Source organism: Thermus caldilimi (assembly GCF_004684245.1).
Classification (GTDB): domain Bacteria; phylum Deinococcota; class Deinococci; order Deinococcales; family Thermaceae; genus Thermus; species Thermus caldilimi.
Genome location: NZ_CP038452.1, coordinates 650024 through 672915 on the forward strand (window position 1 = coordinate 650024; position 22892 = coordinate 672915).

The window sequence follows — 22892 nt, forward strand, 5'->3', positions numbered from 1 at the left end:
ACCTAGACCAAAAGCCCGTTGCGTGCCTTCGCCCCTGCCCCCATGCTGAGGGTGAAAGGAGGTCTTTATGAGGTCCACTAGAGCGTTTTGGTTCCTGGCTGGGGCCGCCCTAGCCTTGGTCCTGGCGGCCTGCGGCGGGCAGACGGGCTCCCTGGGAGCCAGCAGCTCCAGCCTGCAGGCGGCCAACGCTCCCCTCACCGGGGCCATCTACACCACCTTGGGGGACGGCTCCCTGGTGAACGGCAACGTCTACGACGCCAAGGAGGACGTCTACCTGAACGGCGGCCCGCCCCCCAACGCCCCCTGCACCGCCGCCGGCCTGCCGGACGGGGAGTACTACTTCCAGGTGACCGACCCCTCGGGGAGCACCCTCCTCACCACCGACCCCATCGACCACCGCCGGGTGCGGGTCCAGGGCGGGGTCTTCGTGGAGTACACGGGGGCCCTTTACGGGGGCACCCGCCAGGTGGGAGTGGGCAAGTGCCCCGGGGCCATCAGCGTGCAGCTTTACCCCTACGCCGACACCCCTAACCCCGGGGGGGAGTACAAGGTCTGGGTGACCCCGGTGGCGGACTACGCCCCCGGACAGGGCGTCTACGGCTTCCTCCCCGCCCGGAGCAAGACCGACAACTTCAAGGTGCGCATGCGCGGGGAGGAACCCGCGGAAGTGGCCATCTGGGGCTACAAGTGGTACGACGCCAACACCAACGGCATGTGGGACCCGGGTGAGCCCGCCATCCCCGGCTGGCGCATCGAGAAGGTGCCCCCCACGCCCTCCGACGTGACCTACACCTCCGCAAGCGGCCAGTACAGCTTCCTGGTGCCCAGGAACTCCGGAGCCTACACCCTCACCGAGGTGCCCCCGCCTCCCGGCTGGTGGCCCGCGGGCCGCTGGCTCAACACCACCCCCACCTCGGGCACGGTCACGGTGGGCACCGCCGACGTCCACGGCCCCGATTTCGGCAACGTCTGCCTGGGCGCAGGGGGCGGCAGGACCCTGGGCTTCTGGAGCAACCGCAACGGCCAGAGCGCCATGAACGGTCTGGGGATGGACGCCATCCTGGCGGAGCTTCGCAACCTGAACCTGGTGCGGGCGGACGGAAGCCCCTTTGATCCCGGGAGCTACAGCGAGTTCCGCACCTGGCTCCTTGGGGCCAACGCCACCAACATGGCCTACATGCTCTCCGCCCAGATGGCGGCCATGTACCTGAACGTGCGGGCGGGGTTTGTGGACGGGAACGCCCTGGTCTATGCCCCAGGCACCATGAGCGCCAACGCGGCGGGCTTCGCCACGGTGAATGCCCTCCTGGCTGAAGCGAACGCGGAGCTGGCCCTCCACCCCACCGCCTATGACGGCAACCCCTGGCGCGCCTACCAGGAGGCACTGAAGGACGCCTTCGACTGGGCCAATAACAACCGGACCTTCGTCCAGCCTGGCCCCGAGGCCTGCCCCTTTGACTCCCCCTACTGAAACCCCTGGCCTCCTATCCCCCGCCCCAAAGGGGCGGGGGTTTGCTACCCTTAGGGGCGTGGACCTGGTCCGCTTCCGGGAGGAGCTCACCGCCTGCCGCCTCTGCCCCCGGCTGGTGGCCTGGCGGGAGGAGGTGGGACGAACCAAGCGCCGGGCCTACCGGGACTGGGCGTACTGGGCAAGGCCCGTCCCCGGCTTTGGCGATCCCCAAGCCCGGCTGGTGCTCTTCGGCCTCGCCCCTGGGGCCCACGGCTCCAACCGCACGGGCCGCCCCTTCACCGGGGACGCCTCCGGGGCCTTCCTCTACCCCCTTCTTTACGAGGCGGGGCTTTCCAGCAAGCCCCAAAGCGAGCCCGGGGATGACCTCCGGCTCTTTGGGGTCTACCTCACCGCCGCGGTGCGCTGCGCCCCCCCAGGGAACAAGCCCACCCGGGAGGAGATCGCCACCTGCGCCGCCTGGACCCGGGTGGAGCTCGGCCTCCTTCGGGAGGCCAGGGTCTACCTGGCCCTGGGGGGGGTGGCCCTCGAGGCTCTCCTAGACCACTTCGGCCTGAAGAAGTCGGCCCATCCCTTCTTCCACGGGGCCCACTACCCCCTGCCCCAGGGGGGGCACCTCCTGGCTAGCTACCACGTCTCCCGGCAGAACACCCAGACCGGCAGGCTCACCCGGGAGATGTTCCTGGAAATTCTGCTAAAGGCTAAAGGCCTCGCCGGGCTTTGAGCCAAGCCATAAGGTCTTCGTAGGAGAGGGTGTTCAGCACCCTCTCGGGTCCGATCCAGGCCCTTTGCGCCGTGCCCACCGCCAGCTCCATGAAGCGCAGGTGCTCCACCTGGTGGGCATCGGTGGAAAGGCTAATCCAAAGCCCCATCCCATAGGCCATCCGGGCCAGGTCGTCGGGGAGGTCCATGCGATCGTAGTAGCCGTCGATCTCCACCGCCACCCCCTTCTCCTTGGCCTTTTGGAAGATGGCCTCCCAGTCGGCCTCGATGGGGGGCCTGCGGCCGATGAGCCGGGCGGTGGGGTGGGCCAGGACGTGAACAAAGGGGTTCTCCAAGGCCTTCAGGATGCGCCGGGTCTGCTCGGCCTTGGGCAGCTTGAACTGGGAGTGGATGGAAACGAGCACCAGGTCCAGCTCCCTCAGGACCCAGTCCGGATAGTCCAGGGAGCCATCGGGCCGTATGTCCACCTCGGCCCCCGCCAGGAGGTAGGGAGGACCGTGGGTCTCGTTGAAGCGGCGGATGGCCTCAATGCGCTTTAGGGCCTCTTCCGGGGAAGGACCCCCCGCCACCCGCACCGCCGGGGAGTGGTCCGTAACCCCTAGGTACTGGTAGCCCAGGGCCCCCGCCGCCTGCCAGAGTTCCTCGAGGCTATTCTGCCCGTCGGAGTACGTGGAGTGGACCTGCAAGTCCCCCTTCACCTCGGAAAGCTCAAGAAGCCTGGGAAGACTTCCCTCCAAGGCCGCCTCGATCTCCCCGTGGTCCTCCCGCAAGGGAGGGGGAATGAAGGGTAGCCCCAGGGCCTCGTAAACCCCTTCCTCCGTCTCCCCTGCCAGGCGCTTTTCGCCCCTAAAAACCCCGTACTCGGAAAGCTTCAAACCCTTTTCCTGGGCAAGGCCCCGGAGCCGGATGGAGTGCTCCTTGCTCCCGGTGAGGTACTGGAGCCCGGAACCCCAACTCTCGGGCGGCACCACCCTCAGGTCCACTTGGAGGCCGCTTTTCAAAAACACCGTGGCCCGCTCCTTGCCCTGGGCGTACACCTCCTTCACCTGGGGAAGCTTCACGAACGCCCTCACCACCTCCTCGCTTCTTTCGCTGGCCACCAGGTAGTCCAGGTCCCCCACCGTGTCCTTATACCGCCGGGCGGACCCGCAAAGCGCTGCCCGCCCTACCCCCGGTAGGTCCTGGATGGCGGCAAGGAGGTTCCGGGCCAGGGAAAGCACCGCCCCCAGGGGCCTTCGCTTGCCCGCCACCTGCACCAGGGCCAGGCCCTCCCGAATGCGCTCCGCCTTCTTCTGGCCAAAGCCCTTCAGGCGAAGGAGATCCCCTCTATCCAGGGCTTCCCTTAATTTTTCCAGGGAGTCAATGCCCAGCTCGTCGTAGAGCTGCCGGGCGGTCTTGGGCCCCACCCCGGGCACCTCCATCACCGCCAAAACCCCTTTGGGCACCCGCTCCGAAAGCTCTCGGTGCTTCCTAATCCCTCCGGTGGCGAGAAACTCCAAAATCTTCTCCGCCAGATCGGGCCCGATCCCGGGAAGGGTCAGAAGGGCCTCCCTGCCTCCCTTGGCCACCTCCTCAATGGGGGTATCCAGGTCGTACAGGGTGCGAGCCGCCTGGTAGTAGGCCCGCACCCTAAAGGGGTTGTCCCCCAAGAACTCGCTCATGAGCCCGATCTCCTCAAAGAGGCGGGCCAGCTCCTGGTTCCTCATGCCCTCACTATACGGGTATACTGGGCCTGCCCATGCCCCCACCGGACCGGTTCCGCAAGGCGGTGTTGGAGATGCTGAAACAGGAGGGCCGGCCCCTCCACTATACCGAGGTGGGCCGCCGTCTGAAGGAAGCGGGACTCTGGGCCGAGGTGAAGGAGCCGGAAAAGATCGCCAGGATCCGCCTTTCCGCCTTAGCCCGCTGGCATAGAAGCCCGGTGGTGGCCCTGGGCAAGGGGTTTTACGCCCTCAGGGAAGAAGGCGATACGAGCCCAGAACCTTGAGGTAGTTGGCCCGTTCCAGGGCGGCGGGTTCCGCCACCTTCAGGTAGCTCATCACCCCCCGCATCTCCCCCACGCTGGCGTACTCCTTTTCCTCCATAAAGGCCTTAAGCTCCTCCAGCACGGTGCGGAAGTGCCCTGGCCCCCCTTCCAGGACGGCCGAGGTCATCATCACCACCTGGGCCCCGGCCAGAAGTCCCTTGGCCGCCTCCTTCCCCGAATGCACCCCCCCCGTCAAGGCCAGCTCCAGGCCGACCCGACCGTAGAGGAGGGCGATCCAGTGGATACGCAAAAGGGCCTCGTAGGGACGCGAAAGGCTTAAGGTAGGCACCACGGAAAGGGTCTCCAGGTCCAAGTCGGGCTGGTAGAAACGGTTAAAGAGGACCAGGGCCCGGGCCCCTGTGGCCTCCACCCGTTTGGCGAAGTGGGCGAAGGCGGTGAAGGCGTGCCCCACCTTGACCGCCACCGGGATCCGTACGGTTTCCACCACCGCCCGGATGGTATCCAGGTACATGGCCTCCACCTCCGCCCCAGAAAGGGCGGGATCGGTGGGAATGTAGTAGAGGTTGAGCTCTATCGCGTCGGCCCCCGCCTCCTCCAGGAGCCTGGCGTACTCCACCCAGCCCCCCCGGCTGATGCCGTTCAAGCTGGCGATGATGGGGATGGAAACCCGTTCCTTGGCCCGGGAGAGAAGATCCAGATGGCGGTCCGGGGTCAGGCGGTACTCGTGGGCCCGGGGAAAGTAGGAAAGGGCCTCGGCGTAGCTTTCGTGGCCGTAGTGCAGGTAATGGTCCAGCATCTCCTCCTCGAGGGTCACCTGCTCCTCAAAGAGGGAGTGCATCACGATGGCCGCCGCACCCCCATCCTCCAGGCGAAGAAACCCATCCAGCCGCTCGGTAAGGGGTGAGGCCGAAGCCACCAAAGGGTGCTCCAGCTTCAATCCCAAGTAGGTGGTGCTGAGGTCCATACCCTCCTCCCTCCTCTAGCTTGGCACAGTTTCCTTTTGGGCCATGCGGGAAAGCCTTTCCCACCTTTCCCGCACCGCTTCCTCCGCCAGCTTCAAGAAGGCCTCGGCCCCCTCGGGGTGGGTCTGGAGGAGGAGACGGTAGCGGTTTTCCGCGTAGAGGTACTCCCTCAGGGGAAGGGTAGGGGGCTTGGAGTCCAGGAAGAGGCCCTGGCCCGGTAGGTAACGGAAAAGCGGCCAGTATCCCGTGCGCTCCGCCAGCTTCTGGTGCTCCATCCCCTTGGCCATGTCGATGCCGTGGGCGATGCAGTGGCTGTAGGCGATGAGGAGGGCCGGGCCCTCATGGGCCTCGGCCTCGAGGAAGGCCCGCAGGGTATGGGCGTCGTTGGCCCCCATGGCGATTTGGGCCACGTAGACATGCCCGTAGCTCATGGCCATGAAGGCCAGGTCCTTCTTGGGGGTGGGCTTGCCTGCCGCGGCGAACTTGGCCACCGCCCCCAGCCCCGTGGCCTTGGAAGCCTGTCCCCCTGTGTTGGAGTAGACCTCGGTGTCCAGGACCAAAACCTTCACGTTGGCCCCGCTGGCCAGCACGTGGTCCAGGCCCCCGTAGCCGATATCGTAGGCCCAGCCATCCCCGCCCACGATCCACACGGAATGGGGGATGAGGGCATCCGCCACCGCCAGGAGGTCCTTGGCCCTGGGATCCGCCAGGTCCTTGAGCTTTTCCCTTAAGAGGGCCACATCCTGCCGCCTCTTCTCCACCCCCTCTGGCCCCGTTTCCGCAAGAAGCCTCTCCACCAGCTCCTCCCCCAGAACCTGCCGGAAATCCTTAAGCAACTCCCGGGCGTACTCCGCCTTTTTGTCCAAGGCCAGGCGCATGCCGAGGCCGAACTCGGCGTTGTCCTCAAAGAGGGAGTTGGCCCAGGCGGGACCCCGCCCTTCCTTGTTCTTGCTCCAAGGGGTGGTGGGGAGGTTCCCCCCGTAGATGGAGCTGCACCCGGTGGCGTTGGCCACGATGAGGCGGTCGCCGAAGAGCTGGGAAAGGAGCCTTAGGTAAGGAGTTTCCCCGCACCCCGCGCAGGCCCCAGGGAACTCAAACAAAGGCTCCAGAAGTTGCACATCCTTCACGGTGTGGAGCTTAAGGCCGGCCCTGGGGGTTTCCGGCAGGGAGAGGAAGAAGTCCCAGTGCCGGTTCATCTCTTCCCGCACCTCGAGGCGGGGGGCCAGGTTCAAGGCCTTACGGCTCGGGTTCTGCTTGTCCTTGGCGGGGCAGACCTCCACACAAAGGGAGCAACCCGTGCAGTCGTCGGGGCTAATGGCCAGGGTAAACTCCCCGGTGAGTTCCTTCCACATGGCCTTGCGGTGGGGGAAACCTTCCGGGGCCTGGACCAAGACCTCCTCCGGCACCACCTTGGCCCGGATCACCGCATGGGGGCAGACCAGGACACACTTGCCGCACTGCACGCACACCTGGGGGTCCCAGGTGGGGATGAACTCCGCGATGCCCCGCTTCTCGTACCTGGCCGTCCCCGTGGGGTAGGTTCCATCCGGGGGAAAGGCGGAAACCGGTAGGGCGTCCCCAAGCCCCAGGGCGATGGGCCCCAGCACCTCCCGCACAAAGGCAGGCGGGTGGTCCACCATAGGGGGCACCAGCTCCTTTTCCGAGGTGACCTTGCCGGGGATGGGCAGGGGCTCCACCGCCTCAAAACCCAGCTCCACCGCCTGGAAGTTCCTTTCCAGCACCGATCGGCCCCGCTTGCCGTAGCTTTTTTCTATACCCTTCTTGATGCGGGCCTTGGCCTCCTCCTCGGGCAAGACCTTGGAAAGCTTGAAGAAGGCCGCTTGCATGATGGTGTTGATACGCCCGGGAAGGCCCACCCGCCTGGCCAACTCGTAGGCGTTGACCACATAGACCCTGAGGTTCTTCCTCAGGATCTCCTCCTGAACAGGCCTGGGCAAGCGGTCCCAGACCTCCTCCTTGGGGTAGGGGCTGTTGAGGAGGACCGAGGCCCCCTCCTCCGCCACCTCCAGCATGGGAAGGCGCTCCAGGAAGCTCCACTGGTGGATGCCCACGAAGTTTGCCCGCCGGATAAGGTAGGGCTTCTGAAGAGGATTTGGGCCAAAGCGCAGGTGGCTTACCGTGCGGGAGCCTGATTTCTTAGAGTCATAAACGAAGTACCCCTGGGCGTAAAGCGGGGTTTCCTCGCCGATGATCTTGATGGTGTTCTTGTTGGCGCTCACGGTGCCGTCCGCCCCCAGGGCGAAGAAGACCGCCCGCACCGAGGCCGGGTCCTCAAAGTCCACCTGGGGGTAGGAAAGGCTTGTGCCCGTCACATCGTCCACGATGCCCAGGGTGAAGCCGTGCCGGGGCCTCTCCTTCTTGAGCTCCTCAAAAACCCCCAGGGCCATGGCCGGGGTGAACTCCTTGGAGGAAAGCCCGTAGCGCCCGCCCACCAGGATGGGCACCTCCCCGCCCCGGAGGGCAAAGGCCGCCGCCACCTCCTGGAAGAGGGGCTCCCCCACGGCACCGGGCTCCTTACCCCGGTCCAGAACGGCCACCTTCTTCACGGTCCGGGGGAAGGAGGCAAGAAAGGCCTCCCCGTGGAAAGGGCGGTAAAGGCGCACCCGCACCATGCCCACCCTTTCCCCCCGCCTCAAGAGGTACTCCACCGCCTCCTCCACCGCCAAGGAGGCCGAGCCCATGACCACCACCACCCGCTCCGCCTCCGGGTGGCCGAAGTACTCGTAGGGGGCATAGCGGCGCCCCGTCACCTGGGCAAAGTGTTCCATGGTCTCGGCCACCACCTGGGGCAGGCGCAGGTAGTAGGGGTTGATGGCCTCCCGGTTCTGGAAGTAGTGGTCGGGGTTTTGCGCGGTGCCGCGAATCACCGGGGCCTCAGGGGTCAAGGCACGCCGCCGGTAGGCCTCGAGGGCCCCGAAGGGAAAGAGGGCCTTAAGCTCCCGATCGGAAAGGGGCACGATCTTCTGCACCTCGTGGGAGGTGCGGAAGCCATCCATGGCGTGAAGCACGGGCAGGCTTGCCTTCAGGGCGGTAATGTGGGCTATGGCCGCCAAGTCCTGGGCCGCCTGCACGGAGTCCGACACCAAGATCGCCCACCCTGTGGGCCGCACCGCATAGAGGTCCTGATGATCCCCGAAGATGGACAGGGCATGGGTGGCCAAAGCCCGGGCGGCCACGTGGATGACCCCGGGCAGGGCCTGGCCAGCGATCTTGTACATGTCGGGGATCATGAGCAGGAGGCCCTGGCTGGCGGTGAAGGTGGTGACCAGCACCCCCTCTTGGAGGGCTCCGTGCAGGGCCCCCGCCGCGCCCCCCTCGGACTGCATCTCCATCACTCGGGGCACCAACCCGAACAGATTGGGCTCCCCTTCGGCCGCCCACTCGTCGGAAAGCTCCGCCATGGGGCTGGAAGGGGTAATGGGATAAATGGCGATCACCTCGCTTAGGCGGTAGGCTACCCGGGCCACCGCCTCGTTGCCATCCACGGTGATGGGGCGCATAGGATTCACCTCTCCCTTACCATAAAGGCCCGGGCGGGTGAGGAATGTCCCAACCCTGGCCCCGCCCGGGTGTACCATGAGGCCATGCCCCTACGGTATCCCTTAGCCCTTCTCTTCCTTTTGGCGGCTTTCCTCCTCGAGGATTACCGGCCTCCCCTGCTCCTCTTGGCCGGGGTCGTCCTCCTCTTGGGAAGGCCCAGAAGCTGCCCCAGGGCTTGACGGAAACCCCCGGGAGCAAAAGACTTGAGGGCGTGAGCACGTTTCAAGAGAACCTAGAAAAGCTGGCGGATCTGGCCATCCGGGTGGGGCTCAACCTAGAACGAGGGCAGGAGGTCATTGCCACCGCCCCCATCGAGGCGGTGGACTTCGTGCGCCTCCTGGCGGAAAAGGCCTACCAGCACGGGGCGAGCCTCTTCACGGTCCTCTACGGGGATAACGTCCTGTCCCGCAAGCGCCTTTCCCTAGCCCCGGAGGAAGGTCTGGACAAGGCCCCGGCCTGGCTCTACGAGGGTATGGCCAAGGCCTTCCGGGAGGGAGCGGCCCGGCTTGCGGTTTCCGGCAACGATCCCAAGGCCCTGGAGGGCCTTCCCCCGGAGCGCATAGGACGGGCCCAGCAGGCCCAGAGCCGAGCCTACAAGCCGGCCCTCGAGGCCATCACGGAGTTCGTCACCAACTGGACCATCGTCCCCTTCGCCCACCCCGGCTGGGCCAGGGCGGTCTTCCCGGATCTTCCCGAGCAGGAAGCCGTGGCCAAGCTCTGGCAGGCCATCTTTCAGGTCACCCGGGTGGACGGGCCGGACCCTGTGGCCGCTTGGGAGGCCCACAACCGAAGCCTCCACGAAAAGGTGGCCTACTTGAACGAACGCCGCTTCCAAGCCCTCCACTTCCAGGGGCCCGGCACGGACCTGACGGTGGGCCTCGCGGAGGGCCACCTGTGGCAAGGTGGGGCCACCCCCACCAAAAAGGGGCGCATCTGCAACCCCAACCTGCCCACGGAGGAGGTCTTCACCGCCCCCCACCGGGAGCGGGTGGAGGGGGTGGTGCGCTCAACCCGGCCCCTGGCCCTGGGAGGCCAGTTGGTGGAGGGCCTATGGGCCCGGTTTGAAGGGGGGTATGCGGTGGAGGTAGGGGCGGAAAAAGGCCAGGAGGTCCTCCTCAAGGTCCTCTCCACCGACGAGGGGGCTCGCAGACTTGGAGAAGTGGCCCTGGTACCCGCCGACAACCCCATCGCCAGGACGGGCTTGGTCTTCTTCGACACCCTCTTCGACGAAAACGCCGCCAGCCACATCGCCTTCGGCCAGGCCTATGCGGAGAACCTGGAGGGCCGCCCTACCGGGGAGGAGTTCCGGAAGCGCGGGGCCAACGAAAGCCTGGTGCACATCGACTGGATGATCGGCTCTGTGGAGGTGCAGGTGGATGGGATTTTGGAAGATGGTACCCGCGTGCCCCTCATGCGCGAGGGGCTTTGGGTGATCTGAAAGCTAGGACATCCTTAAGGGATCCTGCCGTGGGGCTTCCATGGCGGGATCTAAGCTTCGGATGAGAAGTTGGTGCATAGCTTCACGATGTTACACGCTTGTGCTTTTCTTCCCCCCTAAGCCCCTTCCAAGGCCTCCCGGAACCAAGCCACAAGATCCTCAGGATCCTCCAGCCCCACGGAAACCCGCACCAGCCCCGGGGTAACCCCCGCCTGCAGCCTCCCCTCCTCCGAAAGGCGGCTATGGGTGGTGGTCCAGGGATGCACCAGAAGGGTGCGGGCATCCCCCAGGTTGGCGGCCTTGGGCAAGGGGATGGCCCGGAGGAAGCGGCTTGCTGCCTCCTGGCTTCCCAGGTCCAGGGTGAGCATGGGCCCCCCCGAGGCCAGGTACTTCCGGGCCATGGGGTAGGCCGGATCCTGGGGCAGGCCAGGGTAGCGAAGGGACTGGAGCTTCGGGTGGCCCTTTAGGGCCTCGGCCAGGCGATGGGCGGTTTCGCTCATGCGCCTCACCCGTAGGGCCACGGTTTCCAAACCCTGAAAGAGAAGGTAGGCGTTGAAGGGGGAAAGGGCCATGCCCATCAGGGATAGCCCCAGGGTACGCACCCGCTCCGGATAACACCGAGGTCCCAGGGCCTCCCAGGGAACCTGGCCCCTGGCATCTTTCTCCAGGAACTGGGGATAGTTTTGCCAGATGCGGCTTTCCCTCACCACCACCGCCCCTCCCAGCACAGAGCCGTGGCCGCTTGCCCATTTGGTGAGGCTTTCCACCACCACGTGGGCCCCCCACTGAAGGGGCTTGGCTAGGGCACCGGCAGCGCCAAAGGTGTTGTCCACCACCAGGGCAATGGCCTTTTCCTCTGCCAAGGAGGCTAAGCCCTCGAGGTCCGGAACCACCAGGGCCGGGTTGGCCATGGTTTCCACGAAGATGGCCCGGGTCCTCCCCGTGAGGGCCGCCCGCACCCGGTCGGGTTCGGGCTCCACGTAGCGCACCCCTATGCCCAAGGGGGCCAAGACCTGCCCGAAAAGGCCGATGGTCTGGCCGAAAAGCCCCTTGGCCGCCACCACCTCATCCCCCGGGCGCAACAGGGAAAAGAGGGCGGCAAAGGTGGCCGCCTGGCCCGAGGCGAAGACCAGTGCCTCCATGGCCCCTTCCAGGGCCTTAAGCCTTTCCTCCAGGGCCCTCGCCGTGGGGTCCTTCTGCCTCGCGTAAACGTAACCCTCCCCGGTGGCGAAGCGCTCGGCCCCCTCCTCCAGGGTGGCGAAGCCGTAGGCCGCCACCGCGTAGATGGGGAGGCCCAAAGCCCCGTGGGGGTCCTGGGGAAGGCCACTGAGGACCGCCAGGGTTGCGTAGCGCATACCCTAAAGTCTACCCCTTCAGGCCCAGGCCCGGGCCTTTTCCCATACCCTCTCGGCCAGCCGCTCTCCCGCCTCCAGGAGGGGGTGGAAGATCACGTCCACGCCCGCTTCCAGGAGGGGAGTGTCCTCCTCCCGGGCGTAGCTCACCGCCCCCACCACGCCGCGGAAATCCTTCTGCCTCAGGGCGCGGGTGGCCCGGAGGCGGGCCTCCAAATCCGGGAGCGCGAGGATCACCCCCCGAACCCCCACCAGGTCCAGCCCTTCCCAGAGGCTGGGGTCCTCCGCATCCCCGTAAAGGACCCGCCGCCCCTTGCCGGTGTGGTAGGCCACCTTAGCGGGGTCGCTGTCCAACCCCAAGACCGCCTCCCCCTGCTCCGCCAAAAAGCGGTAGGCCGCCGCCCCCATGCGGCCCATCCCCACCACCAGCCACCTGGTCCCCAAGGCCCCTTGGGGCTCCTCGTCGGGGTGGAGGCCAGGCCGCTCGAGCCGGAGGAGCCAAGACTTCCAAAGCTCGTAAAGCCTATGCGCCCGCTGCAGAAGGGGGGCTCCCAAGAGAAAAGATCCCCCCACAGCCAGGGCCACCGCCCCCACCCCCGAAGGGGCCAGGTGCCCCAGGGCCTGAAGAACCCCGGCGGCCACCAGGGCGAACTCGGAATAGGTGGCGAGGCCCACCCCCACCAAAAAGGCGGTGCGGGCACGGAAGCCTTGGCGCACCAGAGGCAGGAACAGAAAGGGCGGCTTGAGGAAAAGGGCCAAGAGGAGGAGGAGGCCAGCGAAAAACCCATCTGGCCCCACGGCCATCCCCGCTTGCACGAAGAAGGCCACAAGAAAAGCTTCCCTGAGAGCCCAAAGCCGATCGGCCACCTCCCCTGCCCCGGGGTGGCGGGCGAGGCCAAGGCCCATGAAGAGGGCCCCCAGGGCCTCGGGGGCCCCCAGGAGGCGGGCGGCCTCAGCTCCCAGGAGGGCCAGGGCCACGCCCAAAAGGAGCTTGAGCTCCGCTCCTTGCGCCCAGGCGAAAAGGTGCACCAAAAAGGGCCTCAGGAGGGGAAAGAGGAGGACCAAAAAGCCCAAGGGCCCCACCCCCTGGAACCCCACCAGGATGAGCAAGGCCAGGGAGGCCACGTCCAAAAAGACGGAAACCCCCAAGGCGATCTGGCCGTGGAGGGCGGAAAGCTCCCCCTTGCCCTGGAGCACCCGGGCCAGGAGCACCGTGCTGGGGTTGACGAGGGCCACGGCCAGGACCAGGAGGGCCAAGGGGTTTTGGGCCAGGCCCAGGAGGTAGAGGAGGAGCAGGAAAGGAGGGAGGAGGAGGAGCTGGAAAACCCCTGTTCCCAGCACCTCCCTCCGCACCAGGCGCTCCAGCCTGAGGCCCAGGCCCACGGTGAAAAGGAGGAGGTAGACCCCGAGGTCGGCGAAAAGGGCCAGGAGGGGATCCCTCGGAAAGCCTGCCATGCGCAGGACCACCCCCACCGCCAGGTAGCCCAGGAAGGCGGGCAGGCCCAGGCGCACCATTAGGATCCCGGAGAAGTAGGCCAAAAGGAGAACCCCTGCCAAGCACACCTCCTTTGGTGCCGGAACCTTCGTTTTCGCTTGGGGAACGGGGGCCCAAGCGCCTCGGTTACCCCAGTATAGTGGGCCTAATGCCCACGGAATTTTGGGGCCCCGCCGCGGCGAAGTGCTTTAGAACCCTTAGGGCGGGGTCTGGCTCAGCGCACCAGGAGCACGGGGCAAGGAGCCTCCGCCAACACCTTCTGGCTTTGGCTTCCCAGGAAAAGGCTGCCAATCGCCCCCAGGCCCCGGGTACCCATAACGATAAGGTCGGCCTTCTCCCCAATGGCGGCTTCCAGGATGGCCTCCGCCGGGCGGCCCTCCAACAAGAGCCCGTCCTCCTTGGGAATCCCGGTGAGGGCCACGGCCTCCGCCAAAACCCTTTCCGCCCGCTCCAGGCGGCGCTTCAGGGCCTCCTGGAAGAAGGGCTCTCCCAGGTAGTCGGGGACGGGCTCGTAGACATGAACCACCACCAGCCTAGCCCCGTGAGCTTCCGCTTCCGCCTTGGCCACCTGCGCCGCCCGCTTGGCATGATCCGAACCGTCGTAAGCCAGGAGGATGGTCTTGAACATGGCCTAAGCTTATCAGGCCTGGGCTCGTTTTTCCGAAGGAATTTCCACCTTACGCCCGCAACGGCAGGTATCCCCCTCGATCCGGAAAAGCGTGCCGTCCGCCTTGGGATACAGCCAAAGGGTGCCGCAGTCAGGGCAACGCACCTCCGCCACCAGGGAACGGATCTCCTCCGGGGAGAAGCGGTAGACCTCGCCGCACCAGTGGCAGACCACCTCCGCACCTCCGTCCTTCACGATCATGTCCTCCCGTTCCTCCGGGGTGAAGAAGACCAGGGCCTCGAGGGCCTTCTCCCGGCTGCAGCGACAGCGGAAGTGGGCAGGGATCTCGTTCAGCGCGTAGCCCAGGGCCCGGAGGTCCGTGCGCTCAAACCCCAGCCCCGCCAGGAGCACCTCCAGGGCGCCCTCCAAACCCCTTTCCTTGAGGAGGGGCGTGAGGCCCGCTCGGCCCGAAAGGTTGGCCTCCAGGCGTTGCAGCACCTCTTCCGGGGCCTCCGGCATCACCTGGATCGCCACGCCCCCCGCCACATCCACCTCTCCTTCCCCTTTCACCCGCACCCCCAGGAGGACCGCGGAGGGGATCTGCTCCGACTGCCAGAGGTAGTGGGCCAGGTCCTCGGCGATCTCCCCGGAAACCAAAGGCACCGTGCTGGTATAGACCTCCCCATTCGGGAGGCTCCGGTCTACCCGCAAGACCCCAGCGCCCACCAGCTCGCCCACGTTGAGCTTGCCGTCGGCACGCAAAGGCGCCTCCGCCCCTGGGTTTTGCACGTAGCCCCGCACGTGGCCCTGGGCATCCGCCTCCACCACCAGTCCCCCCAAAGGCCCGGTCCCCTCCAGGCGCAGGGTGAGGCGCTCCTTGGGGGTTTTGAGGAGGAGCTGGGCCAGAAGAAGCGCACCCGTCATGGCCCGCCCTAGAGCGGCAGTGGCCGTGGGGGAAAGGCCGTGCCGCCTGCGGGCCTCTTCCGCCACATCCGAAGTTTCCGCCGCTACTACCCGCAGGTGGCCCTCCCCCGCCAGGCCCCTCAGGATCCTTCCCATACCCCGCCATTATGCCACGGGGCCTATAATCGCCCTATGGGCCTGCGCATATACGATACCCTGCAGCGCGCGAAGGTGGACTTCATCCCCGCCACCCCGGGGCACGTGGGCATCTACGTGTGCGGCCCCACCGTCTACTCCGACCCCCACTTGGGCCACGCCCGGGGGCCCATCGTTTACGATGTCCTGCGCCGCTACTTCTTGCACATGGGCTACAAGGTGCGCTTCGTTTCCAACATCACCGACGTGGGCCACCTCACCGACGACGCCGACCAGGGGGAGGACAAGATTGAGCGCCGGGCCAAGCTGGAAAGGCTCGAACCCATGGAGGTGGCGGAGAAGTACACTTGGAGCTACTTTGATGCCATCACCGCCCTAAACGTGCTCCGGCCCTCCATCGCCCCTAGGGCCAGCGGCCACATCCCCGAGCAGATTGAGCTCACGGAAAGGCTCCTAAAGCTCGGCTTCGCCTACGAGCGCAAGGGCAGCGTCTACTTCCGGGTACGGGCCTTCCCCGAGTACGGGAAGCTTTCCGGCAAGCGCCTGGAGGAGCTTCGGGCCGGGGCCCGGGTGGAGGTGCGGGAGGAGAAGGAAGACCCCCTAGACTTCGCCCTCTGGAAGGCTGCCGAACCCGGCCACCTCATGCGCTGGAAGAGCCCCTGGGGGGAAGGCTACCCCGGCTGGCACATCGAGTGCACCGCCATGAGCCTAAAGTACCTGGGGGAAGGGTTTGACATCCACGCCGGGGGCATAGACCTTCAGTTTCCCCACCACGAGTGCGAGATCGCCCAGGCGGAAGCGGCCGGCTACCGCTTCGCCCGCCACTGGATGCACCACAACCACGTGCTCCTGGCAGGGGAAAAGATGGCCAAGAGCACGGGGAACCTGGTCCTCCTCCACGACCTCCTTAAGGCCCACGAGCCCATGGCCCTGCGGTTTTACCTCCTCCAGACCCACTACCGGAGCCCCATGGACTTCACCTGGGAGGGCCTCGAGGCCGCCAAGCGGGGCTACACCCGCCTCCTGCAGGCCTACCGGGAGGTGCGGGAAAGGCGGCGCGCCGCGGCCCCCGGAACCACCCCCGAGCTGGAGCGGGCCCTGGACGCCTTGGAGCGGAGCTTTTTCCAGGCGATAGAGGACGACCTCTCCACCCCCGAGGCCCTGGCCGCCTTCTTCTCCTTCCTCCCCGAACTCTACCGCCTTCTGCCCGAGGCCAGGGCAGAAAGCCTAAAGCGGGCCCAAGATACCTTCCACAGCCTTGGGGAGGACCTCTTAGGCCTCTTCCCCGAGAGGGTCCTGGAGGAGCGGGTTTCTGGCCCCCTCCTGGAAGGCCTCGTCGCCCTCCTCCTGGAGCTCCGCGAGGAGGCCCGGCGGGCCAAGGACTACGCCAAGAGCGACCTGATCCGGGAGCGGCTAAAGGCCCTGGGAGTGGTGGTGGAGGACACCAAGGAAGGCCCTAAGTGGCGTCTAGAGATGGCCTAAACGCCCAACCTGCAAAAAAAGACCCCCGGGACGCCCCGGGGGTCCTGCCATTTACCCTCTAGCGGGAGATGGGGTAGCCCTCGGCCTCGAGGACCGCCTCCGCCACCTCCCGCCTTAAGGCCACCAGGTCCACGGGCTCATGCTTGGTGAGCCTGCGGGCCGCGGAGTAGACCACCCGGGCCTCATCCCCCTCCACCAGGCGGGGAAGCACGGAAAGCGCCCCCGCCTGGGCCCGGTCCAGGGCCTGGAGGAGGTAGAGGCGGGCCATGGCCCCGGCCACGCCGCCAAGCCTCCGGGCGCGGAGGAGGGCGCTTTCCGCAGCGTAGGCGTCGATCAGGATATCCGCCACCGCCCCCAGGACCTCCTGCTCCTCCTCCACCTTCTGCCCGTACTTCTGGGCCGCCAGGCCCGCCACCATGAGGGCGAGCTTCTTGAGGTTTCCGACCTGGTGGAGCTCCAGGTCCTCGGGCTCCTCAAAGCTGGGCTCCAGAAGCTCCTTCTGCAACCGCATGGCCGCCTGGAAGAGGGGTAGCTGCCCCTTGAGGGCCCGCCTCAGGAGCATGCCGGGGATGAGGAGGCGGTTGATCTCGTTGGTGCCCTCAAAGATGCGGTTGATGCGGGCATCCCGGTAGGCCCGCTCAATGGGGTACTCCTGGGAGTAGCCGTAGCCCCCGTGGATCTGCACCCCCTCGTCCACCACGTAGTCCAGGACCTCCGAGCCCAGCACCTTGATGATGCTGGCCTCCACCGCATACTCCTCGATCCCCGCCATCACCGCCTCAGGCCCCTTCTTGCCCTCAAGGGCCTCGTCGATAAGGCCCACGGTGCGGTAGACGGCGCTTTCCGCGGCGTAGATGCGGGAGGCCATCTCCCCGAGCTTCTGCTTTATGAGGCCGAAGCTCCCGATGGGGCGGCCGAACTGGTGCCGCTCCTTGGCGTACTTGGCGGAAAGCTCCAGGGCCCTTTTGGCCCCGCCCACCGCCCCCGCCCCCAGCTTGTACCGGCCCACGTTGAGGACGTTGAAGGCGATCTTGTGCCCCTTGCCAATCTCCCCCAGGACGTTTTCCACGGGGACCTTGGCGTCCTCGAGGATCACCTGGCGGGTGCTGGAGGCCTTGATGCCCATCTTCTTCTCCTCGGGGCCGAAGGAGAGCCCGGGAGTATCCCGCTCCACCAGAAAGGCGGTGAAGTGCTCCCCATCCACCTTGGCGAAAACGGTGAAGAGCTGGGCAAAGCCGGCGTTAGAGATCCACTGCTTGACCCCGTTCAGGAGGTAGTGCCGGCCGTCTTCGGAAAGGGTGGCCCGGGTCTTGGCGGAAAGGGCGTCCGAGCCCGAACCCGGCTCGGTGAGGCAGTAGGCGGCGATCCACTCCCCGCTCGCCAGCTTGGGAAGGTACTTCCGCTTCTGCTCCTCGGTGCCGAAGTAGACCAAAGGCAGGGTGCCGATGGAGGTGTGGGCCCCGTAGGTGACGGAAAAGCCCCCCGAGCCGGAAAGCTCCTCCGCCACCACCGTGGAGATCACCTTGGGAAGGTCCAGACCCCCGTACTCCTCGGGCACATCGATCCCCAGGAGCCCAAGCTCCCCCGCCTTCCGCATGAGGGGCACGTTGAGCTCCAGCTCCCCGTGCTCCATGCGCTCCAGAAGGGGGAGCACTTCCTTCTCCACAAAGGTGCGGGTGGTGCGGGCGATCTCCTTGACGCTCTCGTCAAAGTCCTCGGGGGTGTAGACCCTTTCGGGCACCTCCAAAAGCCAGCCGCCGCCCTTTTGCCAAAGCTTCTTCTCCTCGGTCATCTTGGCCTCCTTACGCCGGATACACCTCAAAGATCCCCGCGGCCCCCATGCCGCCGCCGATGCACATGGTGACGAGGCCATAGCCCCCGCCCCGCCGCCCCAGCTCGGTGACGAGCTGGGCGGTGAGCTTGGCTCCCGTGGCCCCTAAGGGGTGGCCCAGGGCGATGGCCCCGCCGTTCACGTTGGTCCTCTCCTCGGGCATTTCCAGGGTGCGCATCACCGCCAGCACCTGGGCGGCGAAGGCCTCGTTGAACTCGATGAGGCTGATCTGGTCCAGGCTCAGGCCTGCCCGCTTCAGGGCCTTGGGCACCGCCTTGATGGGGCCGATGCCCATCACGTCGGGCTCCACGCCCGCCACCGCGAAGGTGACGAAGCGGGCGAGGGGCTTTAGGCCCAAAGCCTCCGCCTTCTCCCGGCTCATGACCACCACCGCCGCCGCCCCATCGGAATAGGGGCTGGCGTTCCCCGCGGTCACCGTGCCCCCCTTCTTGAAGGCGGGCCGGAGCTTGGCCAGGGCCTCCAAGGAGGTGTCGGGGCGCACGGTTTCGTCCCGTTCAAAAAGGGTTTCCTCCACCACCTTCTTGGTGCCCTGGTAGCGCACCTTGGGCACCCTTATGGGCACCACCTCGAGGAAGCGCCCCTCCGCCCAGGCCTGGGCCGCCCTTTGGTGGCTACGGAGGGCCCAGCGGTCCTGGTCCTCCCGGCTGATGCCGAAGCGCTCCGCCACCCTTTCCGCGGTGAAGCCCATGCCGATGTAAGTGGAGTAGCCCTCCGGGGTCCACTCCGTGGGGGTGAGGTCGGGGTGGAGGCGGGTGTGGTAGCCCGACATGGGCACCTGGCTCATCATCTCCACACCCCCCGCCAAGACCCCATCCGCCATCCCGGTCATCACCGCCTGGGCGGCCATGGCGACGGTCTGAAGGCCAGAGGAGCAAAAGCGGTTGATGGTGGCCCCCGCCACTTCCACGGGAAAACCCGCCCTTAAAAGGGCCAGGCGGGCGATGTTGAGCCCCTGGGCTGCCTCGGGCATGGCGCAACCCCAGAGGACGTCCTCGAGCTCCTGGGGATCCAGGCCCACCCGCTCCACCGCCTGCCGCATCACTTGGGCGGAGAGGTCCACGGGATGCAAGGTGGCTAAGGCCCCATCCTTCTTGCCCCGGGCCACGGGGCTCCGCACTGCGCTGACGATTACCGCTTCCCGCATGATTCCACCTCTTTAGTTCCTAAGGGGCTTGCCCGTCTTCAGGGTGTGGGCGATGCGCTCCTGGGTCTTACGGGTGCCGAGGAGCTTCAAGAAGGCCTCCCGTTCCAGGTCCAAAAGGTCCCACTCGGAAACCTCCCTAGGCGCCCCTTCCCCACCCGAAAGGACGTGGGCGATCTCCAGGCCGATGCGCATATCGTGGTCCGTGATCTCCCCCGCCTCCCGGAAGGCCCAGACCGCATAGCGCAGGTTGCCCAAGGCCTCGCTACCCAGGACGCGAATCCTGGGGGGAAGGGGCGGGCGGTAGTCCGGGGCAAGATCCAGAACCCGACGCTTGGCGTCGGCGATGAGGAAATCCCGGTTCATGCTGATCCGGTCCCGATCGCGGAGGAAGCCCAGCTTCTTGGCCTCGAGGGCGCTGGTGGAGGTCTTGGCCAGGGCGATGAGGTTGAAGGCCCTCTTCACCGCCTCAAAGGGATCCGCCTCCTCGTAAGGCTCAAGCTCCTGGGTAAAGCGGAAGAGCATTTCCTTGGTGCCGCCTCCTGCGGGCAAAAGCCCCACCCCCGCCTCCACCAGGCCCATGTAGAGCTCCGCGTGGGCCTGGACCGCGTCGGCGTGAAGGGTGAACTCCGCCCCGCCCCCCAGGGTAAGCCCGAAGGGGGCCACCACCACCGGGAAGGGGCTATAGCGGAGGGACATGGAGGCCTTCTGGAACTGCCGCACCGCCAAGGCCAGCTCGTCCCAGTCCCCCTCCTGGGCCAGGGAGAGGATCAAGGCCAGGTTGGCCCCGGCGGAGAAGGCCCTCGGGTCCTCGTTGCCGATGACGAGGCCCACATAGCCCTTTTCCTCCACGTACTCCAGGCTTTTCTGGAGCATGCGGATCACGCCCTCCCCGATGGCGTTCATCTTGGTGCGGAACTCCAAAAGGGCCACCCCATCCCCAAGGTCGATGAGGGCCGCCTCCTTGCCCTCCAGCAGGGTCTTGCCCTCGGACTTGAGGGCTTTCAGGGAGATCACCCCTTCCCGCTTGGGCAGGGGGTGGTAGGCTCCGTCAAAGCCCAGGTAGGTGCCGTTCCGGTAGAAGGCCCCCTGAGCCTTGCCCAAAAGCTCGGGCTCGGAAAGGCCGTGTTCGGCAAGCAGGGCCTTAAGGCCCTCGAGGCCCAGGGCGTCCATGTTCTTGAAGGGCCCTTCCTCCCAGCCGAAGCCCCACTCCAGGGCCTGGTCCACGGAGACCAGGTCGTAGGCGATCTCAGGGGCCTTCTCCAGGGTGTAGTGGGCGGTGCGGGCGAAAAGCTCCCTGAGGAAGGCCCCGTACTTTCCGGGAAGCTGCAAAGCCCCCCGCAGCCGCTCAGGGAGGGGCAGGTCCCGAAGGGCCTTGAGCTCGGGCAGGTCCACCTTGGCCCGGGGCGCGTACCCCAGGGTGCGGTGGTCCAGGGTGTGGATCTCCCCGTTTACCCGTTTGTAAAACCCCGCACCCGTCTTTTCGCCAAGCCGGCCTTCCGCCACCAGGCGCAGGACCCACTCGGGCAGGGCGAAGTCCTCCCCGGTGGCCTGGGCCAGCTCCTCCGTCACCAGCTTCAGCACGTCCAATCCCGTGAGGTCGGCGGTGCGGAAGGTGGCGGAGTTGGGGCGGCCCAGGAGGGGCCCCGTGAGGGCGTCCACCTCGTCGATGCTGAGGCCGTGCTTTTCCATAAGGCGCACCGCCTGCACCATGCCGTAAACCCCAAGCCGGTTGGCGATGAAGCCGGGGGAATCTTTGGCCAGGACCGTGCCCTTGCCCAGGATGCGCTCGCCGAAGCGGCGGATTTCCCCTAGGACCTCCGGGTCGGTTTCAGGGGTAGGGATCAGCTCCAAGAGGTGCAGGTAGCGGGGCGGGTTGAAGAAGTGGGTGCCCAAAAAGCGCCTGCGGAAGCCTTCCGAGCGCCCCTCCAGGAGCACCCGCATGGGGATGCCGCTGGTGTTGGAGCTCACGATGGCCGTGGGTTTTAGGATCGCCTCGAGGCGCTCGTAAAGGGCCCGCTTGGGCTCGGGCTTCTCGATGATAGCCTCCACCACCCAGTCGCAGTCGGCGAGCTTTCCCAGATCATCCTCGGTGTTGCCGATTTCCACATAGCGGGCCAGATCGGGGTCCATGAAGGCTGCGGGCTTGGCCTTCAAGGCCCTCTCCAGGCCTCTTTTGGCCAGCTCGTTGCGGTCCTCCCTGCCCGGGATGTCCAACAGGACCACCGGGATCCCAGCGCTCACCACCAAGGCGGCAATCCCGCTCCCCATGGTTCCCGCGCCCAACACGCCTACCTTCTTAATCATGGCCACCTCCTTATACTGAGTCAAAGTTTACGGCAGGATTAGCGGGCTTGTCAAAGGGGGTCTCTCGACCTGGAGGGCTGTCCAGGTAGAATGCATCTGGTATGAAAAGGGCTGCCGTTTTTCTTATGGCGAGCCTCCTGGGCTTTACCCTGGCCCAGGGGGTGCGGAGCTTGGGCATGGGAGGCGTCCTTCTGCCAGGCCCTAGCGGGCAAGTAGCCAACCCCGCGTACGCCGCCTTTCCCAGCAAGTGGGACGCGGAGGGCCTGCAGGTCCCGCTAGGCCTGTTACGATTTTTGCCTTTCTTCAAGGACACCAGTCCATTCGCCTACTTTACGGATCCGGCTTCCTTCCGGAACAATTTTGATTTCCTCAGCTTCTACGATCAGGCCACCCATCTGGATAGCTTCCTCCTCAGCCCTGCCCGGAGCCCCGATGAGGTGGTGTTCAGGGTTAGCGCCAACGGAATCTCCATCACCGATGGTCAAGGAAACCCCCTAATACCCGCCTTCCAGATGGGCACCGCACCGGATAGGCCCAGCGCCTCCATCCCCCAGCCCTTCCTCCCGATACGCATGGATTTGGGACCCGGCACGTACCTTTCCCTTGGCCCCTTTATGGGTTCCCAGGGGGTACGGGTAGCTCCAAGTCCGGAGCTGGAGCAAGCCATAAAGGATGGCTCCTTTGACCGCTGTAAGACTAACACTCCGTCCCCGTGTGCCCTCGAGGGCCAAGCTTCCTTCATCTCCGGCATCAGCCTGGCCCTGGGCTTCTCAATTCCTCTTCCGGAGATTCCTGGCCTCGGCCAGGTGTACGCAGGGGTGCGGGGCGAAGGCTTTTACGGCCTAGGGTACGCAGAAGCCTCGGCCAAAGCCCGCCCCACCTTCGACCAGGATGGCAACGTAAGCGGCGTAAGCTACGAAGCCCGCTACTTCCTCAGCTATCCCTCCTACCTGGAAGGCAGCCTAGGCCAAGGCGGTGGGGGTATGGGCTACGGCCTTAGGGGGGATGTGGGCGTGGCGGTGGATGGAGGCGACTGGGCCTTTGGCCTTGGGGTGCAAAACCTCTTAGGGCTCGCCCAGTGGAGCGGCGTGGAGGTAACGGTGGTGGATGGTACAGAAACCGGCCGTGCGCCCACCACGAAGAAAAGTGATTTCTCCGCTCCCATCCTTACCCTTAACGGCGCCTACCGCTTACCCTTGGAAGTGGGCGAGCTACTCCTGGCTGCGGATACCCGTTTCGGCGCCACCGCTCCTGCCTTCCACCTGGGTTTAGAATACGGCCTTGGCCCGATGGCTCTGCGCACTGGGATAGGTCTGGAAGGAGGCCTGCGCTTTGGCCTCGGGGCTGGCTTCAATCTGGAAACCCTCAGTCTAGACCTTGCCCTCACTACCCACGAGGCGCCCTTGGTGGGTGGGACTGTGTACGGCATCGCCATGGCGGTGCGGTTTTAAGGAGGTT

17 protein-coding genes are annotated in these 22892 nt (G+C 66.1%); 7 read left to right on the forward strand and 10 right to left on the reverse strand.

Annotated elements, in window-relative coordinates; all coding sequences use genetic code 11:
- Positions 1–67: 67 nt before the first annotated feature.
- Together EBI04_RS03220 and EBI04_RS03225 are read left to right on the forward strand one after the other, a co-directional pair.
- A complete protein-coding gene (locus tag EBI04_RS03220) occupies positions 68–1471 on the forward strand; it encodes a hypothetical protein (protein ID WP_135256014.1) in 1404 nt (467 codons plus the stop codon).
- A 58-nt stretch (positions 1472–1529) separates the two neighbouring features.
- Positions 1530–2192: a type-5 uracil-DNA glycosylase gene (locus EBI04_RS03225; RefSeq protein WP_135256015.1), complete on the forward strand. Its 663-nt coding sequence runs from the start codon at positions 1530–1532 to the stop codon at positions 2190–2192.
- Here the strand turns inward: EBI04_RS03225 and polX are convergent.
- The gene (gene polX, locus EBI04_RS03230; protein ID WP_135256016.1) at positions 2170–3897 is read right to left on the reverse strand and encodes a DNA polymerase/3'-5' exonuclease PolX; all 1728 of its coding nucleotides are present in this window, start codon (positions 3895–3897) and stop codon (positions 2170–2172) included. The genes EBI04_RS03225 and polX overlap by 23 nt on opposite strands.
- A gap of 32 nt (positions 3898–3929) precedes the next feature.
- Here polX and EBI04_RS03235 point away from each other — a divergent pair, with 32 nt between their 5' ends.
- Positions 3930–4178, forward strand: a complete 249-nt coding sequence (locus EBI04_RS03235; protein WP_135256017.1) for an HTH domain-containing protein — start codon at positions 3930–3932, stop codon at positions 4176–4178.
- Here the strand turns inward: EBI04_RS03235 and EBI04_RS03240 are convergent.
- Positions 4144–5142: a dihydroorotate dehydrogenase-like protein gene (locus tag EBI04_RS03240; protein WP_135256018.1), complete on the reverse strand. Its 999-nt coding sequence runs from the start codon at positions 5140–5142 to the stop codon at positions 4144–4146. The genes EBI04_RS03235 and EBI04_RS03240 overlap by 35 nt on opposite strands.
- Before the next feature lie 15 nt (positions 5143–5157).
- On the reverse strand, positions 5158–8661 hold the full coding sequence (gene nifJ, locus EBI04_RS03245; RefSeq protein ID WP_135256019.1) for a pyruvate:ferredoxin (flavodoxin) oxidoreductase: 3504 nt from the start codon (positions 8659–8661) through the stop codon (positions 5158–5160).
- Between the two features lie 84 nt (positions 8662–8745).
- Between nifJ and EBI04_RS13745 the strand changes: the two genes are divergently transcribed.
- On the forward strand, positions 8746–8880 hold the full coding sequence (locus tag EBI04_RS13745) for a hypothetical protein (protein WP_015717205.1): 135 nt from the start codon (positions 8746–8748) through the stop codon (positions 8878–8880).
- Positions 8881–8912: 32 nt separating this feature from the next.
- Positions 8913–10139: an aminopeptidase gene (locus EBI04_RS03250; RefSeq protein WP_135256020.1), complete on the forward strand. Its 1227-nt coding sequence runs from the start codon at positions 8913–8915 to the stop codon at positions 10137–10139.
- Positions 10140–10255: 116 nt separating this feature from the next.
- On the opposite strand, the gene EBI04_RS03255 is transcribed toward EBI04_RS03250, so the two are convergent.
- From EBI04_RS03255 to hslO, 4 genes are all read right to left on the reverse strand, one after another.
- On the reverse strand, positions 10256–11494 hold the full coding sequence (locus EBI04_RS03255) for an aminotransferase class I/II-fold pyridoxal phosphate-dependent enzyme (protein WP_135256021.1): 1239 nt from the start codon (positions 11492–11494) through the stop codon (positions 10256–10258).
- A gap of 18 nt (positions 11495–11512) precedes the next feature.
- Complete coding sequence (locus tag EBI04_RS03260) at positions 11513–13054, reverse strand: cation:proton antiporter domain-containing protein (RefSeq protein WP_240695363.1); 1542 nt, start codon at positions 13052–13054, stop codon at positions 11513–11515.
- A 146-nt stretch (positions 13055–13200) separates the two neighbouring features.
- On the reverse strand, positions 13201–13614 hold the full coding sequence (locus EBI04_RS03265) for a universal stress protein (protein WP_135256023.1): 414 nt from the start codon (positions 13612–13614) through the stop codon (positions 13201–13203).
- Between the two features lie 12 nt (positions 13615–13626).
- Positions 13627–14652 (reverse strand): Hsp33 family molecular chaperone HslO, encoded by a 1026-nt coding sequence (gene hslO / locus EBI04_RS03270; protein ID WP_135256024.1) that lies wholly within the window; start codon positions 14650–14652, stop codon positions 13627–13629.
- 36 nt (positions 14653–14688) lie between these two features.
- Between hslO and cysS the strand changes: the two genes are divergently transcribed.
- Positions 14689–16134 (forward strand): cysteine--tRNA ligase, encoded by a 1446-nt coding sequence (gene cysS, locus EBI04_RS03275; protein WP_135256025.1) that lies wholly within the window; start codon positions 14689–14691, stop codon positions 16132–16134.
- Positions 16135–16192: 58 nt separating this feature from the next.
- Here cysS and EBI04_RS03280 read toward each other — a convergent pair whose 3' ends face one another.
- Genes EBI04_RS03280 through EBI04_RS03290 form a run of 3 tightly spaced genes read right to left on the reverse strand, consistent with a single transcriptional unit; the run spans position 16193 to position 21434 of the window.
- Positions 16193–17926 carry an acyl-CoA dehydrogenase FadE gene (locus EBI04_RS03280; RefSeq protein ID WP_135256026.1) on the reverse strand — a complete coding sequence of 578 codons (1734 nt, stop codon included), beginning with the start codon at positions 17924–17926 and terminating at the stop codon, positions 16193–16195.
- A 10-nt stretch (positions 17927–17936) separates the two neighbouring features.
- The gene (locus EBI04_RS03285) at positions 17937–19130 is read right to left on the reverse strand and encodes a thiolase family protein (protein ID WP_135256027.1); all 1194 of its coding nucleotides are present in this window, start codon (positions 19128–19130) and stop codon (positions 17937–17939) included.
- 12 nt (positions 19131–19142) lie between these two features.
- Positions 19143–21434, reverse strand: a complete 2292-nt coding sequence (locus tag EBI04_RS03290) for a 3-hydroxyacyl-CoA dehydrogenase/enoyl-CoA hydratase family protein (RefSeq protein WP_135256028.1) — start codon at positions 21432–21434, stop codon at positions 19143–19145.
- Positions 21435–21535: 101 nt separating this feature from the next.
- Between EBI04_RS03290 and EBI04_RS03295 the strand changes: the two genes are divergently transcribed.
- On the forward strand, positions 21536–22885 hold the full coding sequence (locus EBI04_RS03295; protein WP_135256029.1) for a hypothetical protein: 1350 nt from the start codon (positions 21536–21538) through the stop codon (positions 22883–22885).
- Positions 22886–22892: the final 7 nt, after the last annotated feature.

Coding starts and splice junctions, on each gene's coding strand:
- EBI04_RS03220 (WP_135256014.1), top strand. CDS start 68: ATGAGGTCCACTAGAGCGTTTTGGTTCCTGGCTGGGGCCGCCCTAGCC.
- polX (WP_135256016.1), bottom strand. CDS start 3,897: ATGAGGAACCAGGAGCTGGCCCGCCTCTTTGAGGAGATCGGGCTCATG.
- EBI04_RS03235 (WP_135256017.1), top strand. CDS start 3,930: ATGCCCCCACCGGACCGGTTCCGCAAGGCGGTGTTGGAGATGCTGAAA.
- EBI04_RS03240 (WP_135256018.1), bottom strand. CDS start 5,142: ATGGACCTCAGCACCACCTACTTGGGATTGAAGCTGGAGCACCCTTTG.
- nifJ (WP_135256019.1), bottom strand. CDS start 8,661: ATGCGCCCCATCACCGTGGATGGCAACGAGGCGGTGGCCCGGGTAGCC.
- EBI04_RS13745 (WP_015717205.1), top strand. CDS start 8,746: ATGCCCCTACGGTATCCCTTAGCCCTTCTCTTCCTTTTGGCGGCTTTC.
- EBI04_RS03255 (WP_135256021.1), bottom strand. CDS start 11,494: ATGCGCTACGCAACCCTGGCGGTCCTCAGTGGCCTTCCCCAGGACCCC.
- EBI04_RS03265 (WP_135256023.1), bottom strand. CDS start 13,614: ATGTTCAAGACCATCCTCCTGGCTTACGACGGTTCGGATCATGCCAAG.
- hslO (WP_135256024.1), bottom strand. CDS start 14,652: ATGGGAAGGATCCTGAGGGGCCTGGCGGGGGAGGGCCACCTGCGGGTA.
- cysS (WP_135256025.1), top strand. CDS start 14,689: ATGGGCCTGCGCATATACGATACCCTGCAGCGCGCGAAGGTGGACTTC.
- EBI04_RS03280 (WP_135256026.1), bottom strand. CDS start 17,926: ATGACCGAGGAGAAGAAGCTTTGGCAAAAGGGCGGCGGCTGGCTTTTG.
- EBI04_RS03285 (WP_135256027.1), bottom strand. CDS start 19,130: ATGCGGGAAGCGGTAATCGTCAGCGCAGTGCGGAGCCCCGTGGCCCGG.
- EBI04_RS03290 (WP_135256028.1), bottom strand. CDS start 21,434: ATGATTAAGAAGGTAGGCGTGTTGGGCGCGGGAACCATGGGGAGCGGG.
- EBI04_RS03295 (WP_135256029.1), top strand. CDS start 21,536: ATGAAAAGGGCTGCCGTTTTTCTTATGGCGAGCCTCCTGGGCTTTACC.